This is a genomic window from Bacteroides salyersiae WAL 10018 = DSM 18765 = JCM 12988 (assembly GCF_000381365.1).
GTDB lineage: Bacteria > Bacteroidota > Bacteroidia > Bacteroidales > Bacteroidaceae > Bacteroides > Bacteroides salyersiae.
This window is the reverse complement of the sequence record NZ_KB905467.1, coordinates 290,721-307,338: the sequence shown is the minus strand read 5'-3', so window position 1 is coordinate 307,338 and position 16,618 is coordinate 290,721. Positions and strand designations below refer to the sequence as shown.

The 16,618-nt window shown below is 38.3% G+C and carries 13 protein-coding genes; all 13 read right to left on the bottom strand.

The genetic code is table 11. The features are described 5' to 3' along the window. Positions 1-4 precede the first annotated feature (4 nt). Positions 5-250, bottom strand: coding sequence for a DUF6965 family protein (locus tag HMPREF1532_RS12635; RefSeq protein WP_005930059.1), 246 nt, complete (start codon positions 248-250; stop codon positions 5-7). Positions 251-350: 100 nt separating this feature from the next. Beyond that, positions 351-803, bottom strand: coding sequence for a DUF6808 domain-containing protein (locus HMPREF1532_RS12630; protein WP_005930057.1), 453 nt, complete (start codon positions 801-803; stop codon positions 351-353). Beyond that, positions 800-1,198: a D-Ala-D-Ala carboxypeptidase family metallohydrolase gene (locus tag HMPREF1532_RS12625; protein ID WP_005930055.1), complete on the bottom strand. Its 399-nt coding sequence runs from the start codon at positions 1,196-1,198 to the stop codon at positions 800-802. The genes HMPREF1532_RS12630 and HMPREF1532_RS12625 overlap by 4 nt, the downstream gene beginning before the upstream one ends. A 2-nt stretch (positions 1,199-1,200) precedes the next feature. Next, positions 1,201-1,608, bottom strand: a complete 408-nt coding sequence (locus tag HMPREF1532_RS12620) for a hypothetical protein (protein ID WP_005930053.1) — start codon at positions 1,606-1,608, stop codon at positions 1,201-1,203. Positions 1,609-1,712: 104 nt separating this feature from the next. Next, entirely contained in the window at positions 1,713-1,979 is a 267-nt protein-coding gene (locus HMPREF1532_RS12615) for a hypothetical protein (protein ID WP_005930051.1), read from the bottom strand. Between the two features lie 5 nt (positions 1,980-1,984). Continuing rightward, on the bottom strand, positions 1,985-5,554 hold the full coding sequence (locus HMPREF1532_RS12610; protein ID WP_005930049.1) for a hypothetical protein: 3,570 nt from the start codon (positions 5,552-5,554) through the stop codon (positions 1,985-1,987). Positions 5,555-5,580: 26 nt separating this feature from the next. Further along, the gene (locus tag HMPREF1532_RS12605) at positions 5,581-6,450 is read right to left on the bottom strand and encodes a hypothetical protein (protein WP_005930046.1); all 870 of its coding nucleotides are present in this window, start codon (positions 6,448-6,450) and stop codon (positions 5,581-5,583) included. Next, positions 6,437-8,899, bottom strand: coding sequence for a hypothetical protein (locus HMPREF1532_RS12600; RefSeq protein ID WP_005930043.1), 2,463 nt, complete (start codon positions 8,897-8,899; stop codon positions 6,437-6,439). The genes HMPREF1532_RS12605 and HMPREF1532_RS12600 overlap by 14 nt, the downstream gene beginning before the upstream one ends. Beyond that, on the bottom strand, positions 8,896-13,158 hold the full coding sequence (locus HMPREF1532_RS20565) for a phage tail tape measure protein (protein ID WP_005930041.1): 4,263 nt from the start codon (positions 13,156-13,158) through the stop codon (positions 8,896-8,898). Before HMPREF1532_RS20565 ends, HMPREF1532_RS12600 begins: the two co-directional genes overlap by 4 nt. 1 nt (position 13,159) lies before the next feature. Continuing rightward, on the bottom strand, positions 13,160-13,915 hold the full coding sequence (locus HMPREF1532_RS12590) for a hypothetical protein (protein WP_005930038.1): 756 nt from the start codon (positions 13,913-13,915) through the stop codon (positions 13,160-13,162). A 263-nt stretch (positions 13,916-14,178) separates the two neighbouring features. Continuing rightward, positions 14,179-14,751 carry a hypothetical protein gene (locus HMPREF1532_RS12585; protein WP_005930031.1) on the bottom strand — a complete coding sequence of 191 codons (573 nt, stop codon included), beginning with the start codon at positions 14,749-14,751 and terminating at the stop codon, positions 14,179-14,181. A gap of 2 nt (positions 14,752-14,753) precedes the next feature. After that, positions 14,754-15,194 carry a hypothetical protein gene (locus HMPREF1532_RS12580; protein WP_148301713.1) on the bottom strand — a complete coding sequence of 147 codons (441 nt, stop codon included), beginning with the start codon at positions 15,192-15,194 and terminating at the stop codon, positions 14,754-14,756. A gap of 26 nt (positions 15,195-15,220) precedes the next feature. Continuing rightward, positions 15,221-16,555, bottom strand: a complete 1,335-nt coding sequence (locus HMPREF1532_RS12575) for a hypothetical protein (protein ID WP_005930027.1) — start codon at positions 16,553-16,555, stop codon at positions 15,221-15,223. Positions 16,556-16,618 lie beyond the last annotated feature (63 nt).

The window sequence follows — 16,618 nt, the reverse complement described above, 5'->3', positions numbered from 1 at the left end:
CTTTTTATGCCTTTTCCCCTTCTATCTTTTCTCTAAATTCCCATAAATGCTCAATATATGGGTGAAAGGTGTTATTCTCCCAATGCTTCGATATCGTAGCGATATGGCTTTCAATAAAATACTCACAATCGAGTATGTTTATACATTTACTTAATTGATACGGAGAAGCCGGATACGTTTTGTTTTCAAGCATATCCTTTGCCCATGCGAGTAGCTCCTGTACTGATTCGTAGTCGAAGTTATGTGCCATGATTTTAATTTTCCGGCAAATATAATAAAAATCCCCGATCCATTAAGAACCGGGGAGTGCATCTTGTCGCTACAAGTAAGCTTCTACACTATTATAACAATTACCACATAAATAAGTTGCAACTTACCCCGACACCCACATACCATCCACCCGGATAACCATATCCGGCTTGTAAGCCCAATCCCCAACGCTTTTTCTTCGGGGTAATGGTGTGGTAAATATCATTCGTCACTGTCTGATATGTAGTTCTCGGAAATACCTGTAAGCTATCCAATCTTGGCCGGTAACCGGATATCCATGCCCGGTAAAGGCTATCCTCATAATAAGCCTGTTCACGCTGAACTACAGTATCGCCTACATGTATTGTATCTGTCAAACGGACGACCAATAGCGGAGCCATAGGCGCATGGATAAGTAGCGTATCAACTCTTACAACGGTCTTTATTTTTGTCTCGGTGCGTATCTCTGCCGGCAAAGGCTTATGTGGCCGAAACCAAGCAGCCACACAAGCTATTAATAATAGAATTATTAATATCCACGGCAATGATTTCATAAAGCTAAAATTTGCTTACGGTTCCCCTCTTTCCGGTAAGATACATGTACCCACGAGAAATTCTTCTCATCAATCAATTGGTCAAAAGGAAGGCCAAGTTCCTGAATCAGATAAAACAACCGTTTATTCTCTTTCGGGCTACCACCGGTAATATCTGCTGCCCTTCCAGTCATGTGGTCACTGGTGGCGGAACCTTTCACAGCCTTGTTGAGAGCCAGACAACGGAATCCGCTATTTACCTGTATCGGTTTTCCATAAGCCTCCCGGAGCGGATCAAGGACATTATCCACTAATGCGGTCATATTGTATACATGTTCTTTCTTGCACCGGTTATCAATACCCAACCGATCTGCTGTTTCTGATTTACAAAGTTCTGCAATTGTAAAATACTTCATCCCTATTCCTCCTTTTGATTACTTGTTGCTTTTTTTATAAATTCATTTGGCGGATCACGATCCAAACATTTCAGAGCATTATTGCATTTGAGAAATTCCAAAGCTTGATTATTAAGTTCCAATCGAGTGTTCTTATCCAAAAGTTCACGGATACGTTTACGATCCTCTTCTTTTTCTTGGTAAAGTTGGTCTATTTTCTTATTGAGCACATCTTCAACCGCACGTTCCTCTTCATAACACCTTTTCCATTCTGCTGCATACTGTGTAATATTATCGGCTTCCGCTTTTTTTGCAACAGCAGCTTCTTTCCGTTTCTTTGAATCATAAAACTGAAATGCTCCAATCAATGGAATCAAGATAGTTGCCACGATTCCACCTACCATTGTTATAACTTGACTAAACTGATCCATATCTCTTATATTACTATATTTACAAAAGACAGATAACGCATAATCTGTTTTTATTTATTTTTTAGCTGCCCTGCTTGTGAAAGTAGGGCAACTTTTTTATTCATCTAAGCATCGATAACCTCTTCCACCTCTGGAAATATATCTTCTTCCGGCAAGTCTGATTCCTCCGGTACCGCCATTTCCGGATGTAACACCCATTCCGGAACTTCCAGAGAATTCTTTTCGATATAGTCATTCATTTCCGACTCGGTGTCGAATTCTGCATACTCTGAGGTAGCGGAAGGATATACCTTGCCGCTATTCTCTTTAATGATATTCTGTACTGTCCCGTCTTTATAGATGAGGACATAGGGTTTTGTTGATACTATCATAATTATTATTTATTAGTTGTTACTGTAAATCCTTTCTGCTGTAATGACTCGATCGCCGATTGAGAAGCTTCCGTAGGTGCGGCACATGCACCAGTTAGATTTATCGTTCTCGTTCCCGTTCTCTCCCCCGCAATAGCCGCTAATTTTATAAGTATATTATCAACCGTTGCAGAGTCTATAGGGAATACTTCGGATGGTTGCAACTGGAAATAATATACTTGATCCGACATAGGGAATTCCCCGTTGAACGTAATATTTAAGTTTTGATATAATCTCAAATATGCAACTTTCTTATTAGGTATATCACTAATATCACCCGTTATCGGGTTAGCAGAATCTGTGGATTGAAAACTCAAGTAATTAATATTTTTAGGTAAATCAGCCAAGGAGCCTTTCAAATTACATTTACCAACTAAATACAAATTTGTCAGACGTCTCGGTAAGTCTAATATGTTGCCCGATACGGTCGATGCTCCTGAAATTTGAAGGGTATCCAAGTTAGGTGGTAAGTCTGAAACATTTCCGGATATGATATAATTTGAACCAACTAACATTACATTTATTAATCCACGAGGAAAATCCGACACGTCTCCCGTAAATATGTCCGTTAAACCATATAATATAATTTGTTCCAAACTACGAGGTAAGTCAGACACATCTCCGGACATATCTATGGGGGAACCTGTATTAAGATACATATAGGTTAATTTACGAGGAAGATCGGAAACATTACCGGTAATACTTATTCCAGCACTCGTAAGTCGTAAATACGTTAAAAGTCTCGGTAAGTCTTCGAGTTTACCTGATAATTTAGGATTTGAAAGGGGGCCACTATTGATAAGAATATATGTCATTTTTCTATTAAAATCTTTTATTTCACCGGTAACATTATTATTTGAAGATAACGATATATGGGTTGCCCCTTCACCGAAATCCCGTACATTACCTATTACATAACAATTATTATTTTGAGTATTATTTGTTATATTATATACTCCTTTAGCTTCAATTACTGCAAAGGGATCAATACATTTAAAATACACACTATTTGATACTCCTTTCTTTATTTTCACAGAGGTTTCCGTCCCGATATTTGTACTTAAGGATACATACCCCCCAGTGATATTTATCTCGGAATCAATTAACGGGGATGTCATAACCATACTGATGAAGCCCTCATCTGAATTTTTCTTCAACTGAATCACCGTAGTAGGGATATTGTTATAAGCAATTTCCGCAAGGTCATCATTTGATGCCGGCATACCGTTTACAGAATACTCACTACATCTGAGAAAAACGTTTCCGGAAGTGATGTCGTACCATCCAAGCAACACTCCTTTCATTTGAAAGCCGTACTCCTCCCAAGAGAAGGAATCAGATTCGATATCATATACAAGGAATCTGTTAGATTGAAAACCAGAAGCGGAAATGTTTTTTAAGGACGTATCTTCATTACGAAAAACACTATTCCCCCAGCTTACTGAGTATCGACCATCTATTTTTAATGTTATGTTATTAAAAGAAGTTGATTCAAAATGAATAATCCCTTTTTCACGAGGAAACAACCAGCCGTTCTGAGTAGAAAGTTGTTTTCCCCTACTCGCAGATAAAGCTTTTTTTGCATCGTCTGATGTAATGGAATCCAGAACGTCAGATTTTAAAAGATAGTCTGCAAAACTGCGAGAAACACCGTCTACGGTATACCCTTGTGTAAATATGTCGGCCGTTTTTTTAATGCTGTTGATATATCCTAACAACACAATACCGGGTATTAATTGATTACGATAATCAACAATACCAAACTGGTTATTATTGATATCATATACAAAGAATTTATAGGCAAAATCATTGAATTGTGCAGATATTTCCCTTGATGATTCATCAAGGTTTATTGCGACAACAGAATTGCCATATGTAACATATCCTAACTGAGGGATTTTAATAGTTACCTTTTCAATATCAAATACAACAGACAGCGTATCGGTAGACCGGTTAAACAAAAATCCATTTTGAGTTGCCAGTACCCCTGCCTGATCGGCACCAAGAACCTTACTCTTATCAGTTGTTGTCAAGTTGTGGACGATGTCGGAGTTTTGGATATAATCATCGGGAGATTGAGAAACACCATCTACCCTGTACCGGTCACACTTCAATATAGCCTCCTTAAGATATTGGTTAATCCATCCAACGAGTATCGAATTGTTCATTTGCTCGTCAAAATTCACAAGCTTATATGCACTGGTTCCAAGATCATACACAAGATATTTAATACGTCCGCTACTCATATTATCAGTAAGCACGGTACCTTCCGTGGATGAAGATTCAGAGATGCGGGTATTACCATACGACAGTAATAGACCAGACGGTAAAGTAACGGTAACTGATGTATCCGTACTGCTGAAATTGACATCTACATATTTCCCTGCTACGGTATATTGCATCATGGCATTCTGAGTAGAAAGTATCCGACCCATATTCGCGGATAAAGGTAGGTCTGTAGCAGTAGATGTTATCACATTGAGTATTTCGGATGCAGAAAGGTATTTGGTCGGATTCATTGGCTTACCGTTGATCGAATAATCACTACATCTTAATAATGCGGATTTTAACAGCACATTGATCCATCCTACCAATACTTTTTTAGTCATTTGATTTATAGAAGAAACGAGTTTTAACTTGTTGTCTTCTAAATCAAGTACTAAAAACCATTCTTCAAAATCATAAGGCATTGACAGGTCTCCCTGATTATGTACTACGTTCAAAGTATCAGAATACGAAATGGCAACCTGCGACGGAAAATTAATACTAACATTATCATCATAGAAATTAATGTTAACCATACCGTGATGGCAAAACAGACATCCATTCTGAGTATAAGCATTATCCATGTCTTCATCTAACTTAGATATATCGCTTTTTACCTTCGTCATATCCGCCTGTAGATTATCAGATTCATCATTCAAATCGGAAATCTCTTTAGAAAGCACAGTGGTATCTTGCACTAAGGAAATCAATTTACCCCATACACTACCGTCCTCTGATTCAGAAGTAGATTCAGAACCGATCTCTTTGATCAAAGCATCTACAGACTGCTTGGTAGCGTAATAATCAAATATAACATTACCATGACTATCAAATCTGGCATGGATATTATTTGCGTCAGAAGTATCTGTAAGTTCTGCGACCAAATCCTTTTTGAACTTTTCAAATGCTTCTTTAGTGACATAACTATCCGGATTTACAGGATTCCCATCTGAATCAACTCCCACTACATTCATCTTTACAGCCTGCCATCCAGAAGTTGTATTACCTAAAAAGGCAATACCTACACCGTCATGTACATAGTTTCCGAATCCGGTATATGTACCCTTTTGAGTTGCCGCCCAAATAACGTTTTGATCCGGATTTCCCGGATTAGTATCCGGTTCTGCTACACCGGAAAAAGTCCTATCCTCACCAATCACATTGACGATAGACAACAATGTATTTTGAAGGATCTGACCGGTTATCTCCTGATTACCGTTAGTCTTTATGACCTCAGTAATCGCATCTTTTAGTTTAATGTAATCTGCCATTATTCTAAGATTTAATAGTTAATAAATTAGTCGTTATTGAAATCGGAATTGAAATCGAAATTATAATCTCCCCTATTTTCGTATATCGTTCCCCGGCATATTTTCTTCACAACTGTATCAGTTTGGAATTCAACTTCTACGCTTGCAAGATTTCCTTGTGTTTGCCATGTCGGAGTTGCCAAGAATGTATCACAGTTATATACTCTACCGTATTTATCCGTTACAATGACATAATCAGATAATCGAATTAATCTCATCACATCACATAAATACTCAGGTGCTAAAAAAGTACATCGATATGTCTTTTCAGAGATCTGCTTTTCCGGGAAGAAATACCCATCTAATGTTTCTCCATCCTCCTCAAACGGATATTCCGGTTTCCCAAGCTCGGTACATAAATAAAGTACATTCTTAAATGCCGGATTGTTATATACTATCTGGCCGGCATCAAATACAAGATTTTCGACATCGTACCATTGTATTTTCAAATACGCGGAAATATCGGGAACAACGGTAAACATTTCTGAATAGAAATACTGCTTACCGTCATACATGCGTGCATAATATATTCCGTCATACATTGTTAAAGACAATGGAAACCTACCCGGATATACTATTACATCATACCCCAAATCCTTAAAATGCACAATTTCCAATCCCGCCATAATCATGTCAGACGTTATATCCGCATATTTCACTCCATTCTTTGTGTATAGGAGCACTTCTTGAATCGGATTCTCACTATACTCTCTCATTAACTGAAAAGGCAACAGAAAGCTTGAAGGAGTAAACAAAGGGTATATATCCCCATATGAATAACTTTTCCGGTGATTCTGTTCGTTAATTGAAGTGTACCACGGAAGTACACTAATATTGTTATTGTTATTCTGTATCATAGCGTAAATCTATTGAATGCATTCTACTACTCAAATTCACTGAAATACTCTCTATCTTACCGTCCCCGATGGAGGTATGTATCAATTTCAAAGGGGATATTTCACGATCGTAAGGGAATTTTGCTTCGCTGCTCTTTAACCGGGAAATGTATTTCAATGTGATATCGGAATTATTGATATTCACTTTTTTAGATGGGAGGTTATAACCCCAATAAACAGGATGCAGAAAGAAATAGGACAGATACCCGTTCTGATTCTGATAAATATCACCGTCTACCGTTTGAGATAAAACAGGGACACGCTCTCTGCCGGCCTGCGTAATCGTTTCCATTAATGCAAATCCGTCTTTGGAAAATTCATCAGAACGCAATATCATATAGTCGATATCAGTAGAGAAATTACTAACCGATATCTCCTCAATCTTGTCCTGCTTGACATAGTTGCTTCTCATGATGATCGGATAACCGGTAAACGGTTCTGTGACTTCATCCATCCATGAGAATTGATAGCGTTCCGGCATATCCAACTTTTCGTATTTATACTCTTTACGACCAGTCTCCCATGATTTTCCATTGCTCGGACATATCCACTTTGTCAAATCCATAGCAATTCCCGGCTGGTTGGTGTATGAACGACCATTACGGAAGTACTGTATATGCTCAATCTTTAACTTGTTATCCTCAATATACCAATAGCATTGATACACGTATTTCAGCATGTCTAATACGCTTTTCAAAGTGATAGTAGCCTTTTGTGCAGGTTGGGTATAGTTACTTATCAAGATATTGGTTTTCGGAGTCATGTACACCTTTCGTTGACCTCCTCCGATAGGACGGGATGATGCATAAAAGAATTGACTGTATTCTGTTGTATTCCCAAAAGTAATACCCGGTGTAACCTTGTCAAGAAGCACGGATAAGACAGAATGCAAAGGCATGGCATGAGACATCGTGTATTCAAGTCTTGATTGTTGCTCTATTATATCCTTTGAAAAATCAAATACAAACCAATATGAATAGTTTTCCGTCCACATATCACGATTAACAGGATATGCCTTGTAAGGTGCAATATCTACAGGGGGATAATAATATTCCCCATTTCCGTTTTGCCCCCATTCAGAAGGTTCCGCTTTCATAATAGCGGATGCACGGAAACCGTTAATGGCATATGATATTATATATGGGTATGAATTAGGTGTTGATGTCATATCATCAGTCGGTTTGTTGTGCCATTCTGCAATATCTGAATCTATAGAATTTGACGCAGAAACATATCTTGCATAAAATACCTTTCTATTCGATATACCTGTTCCTATTTCTGAACCTTCGGCATTTTTAAATGTTAGAGTTTGATCTGCTGGATCTAAGTTATAAGTCGGTTGTGAAAGTCCAACACGTTCACCTGTTGTCCTATCTATTAATTCAAAATAATAATAACCTACTCCACCATTAATAGCATGAATATATGCAGACATATCAGAGTTGTTGTAAGTTGCTCTAAAGTACTCAGCATTAGAACCTTTTGGCGGTATAGTAGCTGTATAATATCCCTGCATGCGAGATGGAATACCAGATCCTGTAACATTTATCAAAATAGCTGTACCTGACTCTTTGAAATAATATTTACTTTCAAGTTCGCTAATATCTGTAACCACATCTGAATCCTGTTCCCAAAACACACCAGAAAGAGCGCATGAGACCTTATCATCTCCTGCCGTATAGATTTGTAAGATTCCACGTCTATACAGGGATATTTTTTCAAGTTCAGGATTCAATCTTACCAAATCATACTCCCGTTCCCATCCGTCCAATAACTTCGTATAAGCGTCATTACTATCCGGTTTGACACGAACAGAAAGGTCAGCCACGTTAATGGTACAGTCAGTGCGTAAGAATTTGGTCTTAACGTACAGATTGAAAGTACGTCCACCGTCTTGGCTCCAATAAACGTCTAAATAGTAAATCGTATCAAAGGGACGGTTAAGGATAAAATAATAATCCCGACACATGAATGTAATTTCACCATTCAAGCCTTCACGGAAAAACTCCTGCTCGGACTCTTTTGTATATGTCTTTGAAAGACTGTCTTTATAGATCGGTTTCGCTTTATGAAGCAAATCAATACTCACATCACCACTGTTCCAGTCATCTACCGTATAACAGAATACCATTGCTGACGCACCATTTGGTATAACCAGATCAAGATTACTACCGGAATAGCCGGATATATATTTGTGATTTGAGTCGAAAAAGCAGACAGTAACCTCTTTCTCATTGAATGCAACTTTTGTGTATTCTGACACGGAAACAAGAGGACTTGTATTGTACTTTGCATCCCTAATAACAAAACCGGAGGTTGCGAATAACCTGTATCCGTATTGAGTCCCTTCCATTTCCGGATCAAAAACATCCCGATTGACCAAATAAAAAATGTATAATGGATTCATCATGATTTAATTCTCCTTTTCAAGTTCTTATAAGCAGTAATAGTATCACCATTCGCATCACGATATGTACGCTCTCTATTCTTTATCTCCCTTATATCGTTTCTTATATCATTCAAATCGGTATTTTTCTCTTTCAAGTTGACAGAGATGTTATTTACACCGTCATATGCAGCTAAATACTTATCGGTAAATGTTCCGTTGTTCAAGGATTTTATAATATCAGGAATAACCTTACGAAACCTACGCGAATTTCTCTTATTGATAACGGCAAAGAATTCACCACCTTCCGCACGTCTACGGGTACCATCCGGTTTTGTTCCAAGATCAACATCATTGCCCGACTGATGAGAACCACCCTGTAACAATTCTACTGTACCATCACCATACTTTTCTTCACTGCCTTTTGTTAGTTGAGACGCTTTTATCTTTGCAGCAGCAAACGCACCCCACATGGTAGCGATCATGGCGATTGCAGCAGGAATCCCCCAAATACCAACACCGGAAAAGGACTTGAATATGCCAGCACTTGCAGTAACAAGATTGCTTGCCTGCTCTAAACTATTGATCGCTTCCTGTTGCTTCTGTGCTTTGGCTTGCTCTTTCAATGCTTTTTCTTGATTCTTCTTCGCTAAATCCAACTCTTTCTGAGCTTGCTCAACATTTGACGCATACCCATTTGCACGAGCTTCACGTTCCGCATCCAAAGCATTTTGAGCAGCTTCAACCTCACGGTCTGCCGCTTCGACTGCCCTTTCTGCCGCCTGAACCTTTGCATCCATAATAGAATTTATAGAGCTAATGGCATATTGAACGGAAGTATTGATAGCCTCTTTCTGTTCATCATCCAGATTTAAACCTATCATACTGTATATATCCTTTGTACGTTCTCCCTTTTCGCTGGCACCTATTTCCTTATTAATTCTTTCTATAGTGTTCTTTATAGTTTGCATTTCTACATCAGACAACTTTATTCCAGAAGCTTCATTCAATTCAAGAATTTTCTGTAAACGTTCCTTTTCCTGTTCTAACCGGAAACGGGTTTTACGTTCTTCAGAAGTTTTTAGCAAATCAAACTCTGATGCTTCCAATTTCTGTTGCTGATCAAATAGTTCCAACTCCCGTTGTTTAGTCAATGCAGTAGTTTGATTCAATATCAAATTGTCATACTTGTCGTTAATATCCTTCTCGGATTGACGCAGATCATCAGCCAACTGATTGTTTTTTTCCAATTCAATTTTCCGTTGTTTCTCAATCAGTTGAATACGTAAGTCAATTTCTTCTTCTGTCCCTTCCTTTACAGCATCCAGTCGTAACTGTATACCCTCTTTTTGAACTTCTAATTCTCTAAGATTACGTTGCTGATCCAGCTTCACTAATTCAGCCGTTAATTGTGTATCCAAAACGACAATAGTATCATTGATAGCTTTCCTACCTTCCGCATTGAGTGCCTTATCAGTTGCTAATTTATGCTTTAAATCCTCCTTTTGCCTTGTATAATTATACACGATCTGTTGACGTTGACGGGCGAAAGAATCCGTTTCGAGTTTCAACTCTTCATCCTCATACTTTCTTTTAAGGTTCAGATTGGTTTTATAAACCTCTTCTAAACGTTTCTTTTCAGCTTCCAAACGTTTCAATCGTTCTTTTTCGGCATTAGGATCTGGTTTTGGATTATCCGTTGTTATTTGGGAACCACTCTGCGTAGAAGTACCTTCAGTAACATTAACAGGTATCGTAATAGGTTTTATTCCCTTATTAATGTTTTCGTACCCATGCTTCAAATTATCCCAAACATCGTTTCCCATGTTAACGGCAAAGTCCTTCCACGCTCTACCAGCTTCACTTAACCCATCTTTGAATTCGTCCCAGTCCAAAGTAAAAGCGGCTTTCAGTACTTTACCCGTTGCTTTGATATTCCCCGTCAACAGATGGATGGAATTACCCACAATGTCGAATCCTGTTTTCAGAAGAAAGAAGATAGATTCCCACAAGCCACGAATCGATATGCTTTCATTATACAATTCAATGACATGATTTGTGAAACTTATAATACCCTTTATCATTGAATTAATGGTATCATTCACGAATATTTTCCCGTTTGTGATCATTTCTTCGAATGCACCACCGGTAGCATCAAATAATGCAGCAACGGTATTATTTAACTCCGCTTGACTCCGCAATTGTTCCTCTTGTAATGCACCGAGTACACCTGTTTCTTCCTTTACAGTATCAAGATTTAAGGTAATATCTTTCAGTGTACGTAAATACTGCAATCCCGCATCCTCACCGGCACCACCGAAAATATCAGCTATTGCGGTACCCACCTGCGTAGCACTATCCGGTAACTCATTAAGTTTTGCAGAGATTTTCTGCATTACTTGAAATGTTGTCATTGTACCACTCTGCAAATCCTTTTGAACCTGTTCGGCAGAAATACCAATCCCTTCCAGTGCTGATGCAGTTGCCGATGTCATTTCCCGCAACCGTATATTGGCTTCTTTGATGGCATCTATGCCCTTGTCTGAGAATAGACCAGCTTTGTTAGTCTGTGAAACGATTGCGATAAACTGATCAGCCGAAACACCAGCTTCTTTAAAAAAAGTAGGATACTCTTTTACGTTATCAAGGAACCCGCCTGTAACGTCTGCACCGGAAATAAATCCATCCTGTATCAGTTTTAAGGCTTCATTTGTATCAACACCAAATTGTTTAGACAATGCATTGGCTGATATAAGTACATCTTTAAAGTCTTGATTGAAAGTGTCTGCAACCGCTTGTACTTGATTTCTGTATGCTTTTAAATCATTCCCTTCTTTCCCGGTAAACTGTTGAGTTAACCGAGTTGCTTCGATTAAGCCTGTATTATAATCATACCACCACTTGAAGGCCATACCAGCACCGGCCAAACCCGCAATTGAAAGAAAAACAGGATTGGATAACAAGCCTAATAAGGTGCGACCTAATGCCTTTGCACCATCACCAATTGCCATTAATGCTTCCTTACCTTCCTTACCTCCACGACCTAAAGCTACTAAAGACTCCCCAAATGCATTATTCAATCCTAAAGTTTCCTTCAATCGATCAGCATATGACAATATAGCATCAGAAGTTTCTTTGTAATTACCGACATTAAGCTGATTCTTACCTGTAGCCTCCTGTAGTTTCTTCATTTCCTCGTATATATCACGAGTCGTTTTAACCAATTCCCTACCCTCTTTGGTGTTTTCCCTTTCTTCTTTAGTCATTGCATTAAGACGTATCTTATTCAATGAGTACTGAGCACTTAAATGTTCATAACTTCCCGCAGTACTTGTATTCAACTGATTAAGAAGTTTAATTTGCGTCTGAGTTTTCTTTATAGCATCTTTTTGACCATCCATAACAGAAGTCAGAGCTGCTGCCCTTTCTATGAATTCATTCTCAGAAATCTTCCCAGAATCATATTCTTTGTTAAGTTCCTTCAATGAAGATTTAGTATTTACCTGTTCCTGCTGAAGCTCAATAAGATTCTTGAACAAATTTTGCATATTCGTATCAAGACCATAAAAAGACTCCTGTAACCTTCCATTTTCATCGTCAACACCCCTTTGTGATTCTTGAAATTTGTTCATTACAGAGTCAGCCTTTTGCAGACCGGCATTTACTCTTTCCATAGCAGCACGATAATCATCTATGCTCAAATCACCGGAATCAAAAGACGCATTCAGTTGATCAGAGATAGATGTCAGCCGGGCAACATTGGAAGATGCCTTATTTATTACATCCGAATATGAAGCCATCCCATTTTCACCCTTTTTTATGAATGCATCGTAATTCGTCTTTTCTACATCTGACAATGCAGTATACAATTCATCGATAGAACGGGTTAATTTATTCGTATCCGAATTCAATTTTTCATAAGAAGCCCCTAATGACTTATTGGAATTTTCAGCAGATTTACTAATCGAATTCTGTTGTTGCTGAACTGACTTTAACAGATTCAATTCCTTTGTTGTAGCATTCAAAGAATCCGTAAGTTCTGATTGAGAATAAGATAATCTTTCTGCATCCTCAGAAGCTTTACGAATAGTTTCACGTCCCTCTTTTGTTGCACCGGATACTTTTTTAAGGGAATTACTAAGCTGTTCCGCTTCTTTTTTCACCTTCGCAAGAGCAGACTCATATATGCCTTTCAATTCTTCTAATTGCTTGATCAGATCGGTTATTGAACTGTCAGGCTTAATAAGATCACTGTATTTTATAGGATTATTGTTATCTGCCATCTTATTTTGATTTGTTTTTTGACTTCAAAGACTTCTTTATGAATTCAAATGCGTTGTAATATTCTAATACAGTGTACTTCTTTGCATTGACATGTAGATGTTGTGCAATCATAAGACACATATTTTCGAATTGTTTATCATACTGTATTTCTACACTGTCGGTTCCGGAAAAAGACTGAGGGTTGGTATAAGTAATCAGTTGACCTGTCAGATCATCGATTTCATTACTTTTATCAACTCCCTCAATGGTACTATTTAGCATTAGCAGTGTTCTTTCCCTCAAAAGATCATAATACTCCTTCACGGTAGAATCATCAAACAGCATGGGGAAATACAGTAGCATCTCTTCATCTATTTTTTTTTTGACCGATTCCATATGGTCGGTCAGTTCCTTATTCGTCGCTTCTGCAAACAGATCCAACACTTTCTGTAATCCGTCATCGGTTAAATCATCTACCAATTTTCCGTCTATGCTTTTTACCAATGCTGCAAATGCCAGATGTTTCGGGCTTATTTCTGATTGTATGAAATAGATGTTCTGCCGGATGTTTCCTATCTCCTTTTCGGCTTTGTCAGGCTGGTTTAAACGGCAATACCTTACCACTTTTTCCATATGTGCGTCCCAATCACTCAGATCGGAACCTACACCGGCATCTATAAGAAGCATCTTATTGTATTTGTGAAATCGAATAATAGGCAATTCGTCTATACTATCGTACAATTCTACATTATGCTTTGCAATTACAATCTTTCTCATAGCAGATATTTAGTCAAAGGAGTTGAACAAAAAGGGATTAACAGTAATGTTAAATCTCCCGTTATAACCGCACAGATAACAGACAGGAATACAGAAACCCACCATGATAGGCAAAAGTTACAGTATGCCATCTCTGAGAAGAAACCATTACCGTGAACCTGCATCCACTCAATAACTCTCCATTTACGCAACAATGAAAGAATAAATGTCGCCAACAGTGCGACAATAACCATATGATATAAAAAATCCTGCATACTCATTTACTATTGATTATAACATGTCTCTTTAACCGTCATCACACCTTCGAATCTGAATCCGGCAAATGGATGCATCAAAAATTGATTATCCAATTCGTTGAATGTAAATCCTTTAAAAACATTCTCCGCACGTTCGTATATACGGTTAATCTTAATACTTCCAGATTTAAGCCAGAAACCACCATTCAACGCACGCATGATTTGAAACTTTACGGCTTCCGTATTGCGATTGTCAGCCTCATTGGTAACCCTACGCATATCCACCCATACAATAAGCGAAAATTGAGCCTTATAGTCAGATTGCCTGCCTGTGATCCAATCCACATCCTGCGGATCATCAATTACAAAAAATGAAAAGTTACCCAACACTTTATCATCCGGTGCAATCAGTATATAATCATTGCCACCTGCATATACATCAGGTGTATAATATTTCTTTCCGTTGATGGACTTCACAAGACGTTCTGCACGTCCGAAGCTATGATCCAGCCACGGAAGATTATCAGCTAACCCTTTCTGTATATCGGATATCACCCTATCGAATAATTCTGGATTCTTTGGTATTGGTACACGTTCCATTTTTATTTATTTAAAATTACTTCCTTTGCCTTTTTCATGAGATCCGGATAAATGTAATCCCATATAAGGCTCAATATATTTTCATCCGTAAGACCGAGAATCTGACGGCCGTATTTCTTTATCAATGCTTCAGTTTTCCAATCAGATGCTTTTATTTCAAATTGCCTGTCACCGACTTCAATGTAGAAGCTACTTTCAAAATCACCAGTATCACGCAATGTCACACGGTTGGTTGGTTGTCCTTTCTCCTCCTTAATCGCTATAGTCAACGGCCGGTATGGAGCATAATCCATAATACTCACCCCAAGCCTATTAACCCCTTCTTCATACAACTGAATTTCAGCATTCATATCAACTATATAAGCTCCGTTATCCGTAATGATCCTTTGGATATACATGCCTGAAACCAGCCCCTCATTAAAGGTAACTACCCGACTTTTCAAATCTATTATAGACTGCAATCCCGCCATTATGTTGTACGATAACGAACACCGTGATTATTACATGACAAGCAAATTCTATCTAATCCCTGTGTATCTAAACTCAGTGCTTCATAAGCCTTTTTTAAATCGTAGCCTAATCCACCCGGCATACCTTGTGTATTACCGTCAAGTTCGTAAAGAATATCCATACGGGACACGTTGGATTGATTTCGATTTACGCGTACATCCGGATTCATAGCCATTGTCCGCAATGCAATTGCGGCTACCTGCCTTTGTATCACTGTCTGAAATATCTGGCGTTGTGATATGATAAAATCAGTAAGATCACAGCCAACCGTTATCTCGCAATTAATACCATAATTCAGCGTATTGGTATAGATGTTTCCGGAAATATCCCAGAGTTCCGGATATTCTTCAAATGTAGTAGGTGCATTATACATGAATGGAGATATCTGCATGTACTTAGTAATCTGTCTCCATGTCTCCACACTACCGATATTACATGTACCACAAGGTTCACGGCTCCAATCCTTTGAAACATTGACAGCTTCCATTCCACGTGGTAGCTCGTCTTGATTATATACCAGATACCAAGCACCACCGGAGTTGTTTCCGTCACTGATATACGGCAGATAACAATCTTTTAATGGGAACCATTGGAACCCTCCATTCGTGACATTAAAATTCAGATAGAAAGTACGGATAGGGTCTATCTGCGAACTATGGAAGAGATACATCTTGATTAGTCCGGTACCACCGGTCATTTGAAGCCCGATACGTTCTATTTTAGTTGTCACTCCCATAGAACGGACAGGAACAATTTCCATTCCTACGAGTTTATGAGAATTCTGCAAAGTAGCACGTATACGTCCTGCACCATCAAAGAGTGTACGTCTTTCCAACAAATTTTTCGTCTCCTTATCCAAACCTTTCATTTGAGTAAAGCTTTGCACAACGGTATCTATACCGTTTATTGTCAGATTTTCAAGATAACTGGATAGCATATTGAAAGGCTGCCAAAAAGGATTGCCATAATCACGACTAAAGTCACCGTTAAAGTCGCTAACCGCTGGTTCTTGGTTAGTATTGCCCATTTTAGCCATCCACAGCATATTATTATGAGACACAATATCCCCTTTTCTATAAGGCGAAATCATGTTCCATTTCGGATACTGATAGCCCCAATCATCCGGTATTATGGCCGATATATTATTGAGAGTAACAAGAGGATGTGCATTTTGAAAGTACAATCCGCTATCGGTACGCGTCAATGATTCTTCTATATGCTGTGTAGGATTAAGAGCCTGTTGCCATCCCACAACATTAAGCAAAGCCTGTTCTATTTCTTTTAACCTGTACATACCCTTTAATAAATAAAGGGGATGAGGACAAATATCCCATCCCCTTTCATTGTGTCATATCTA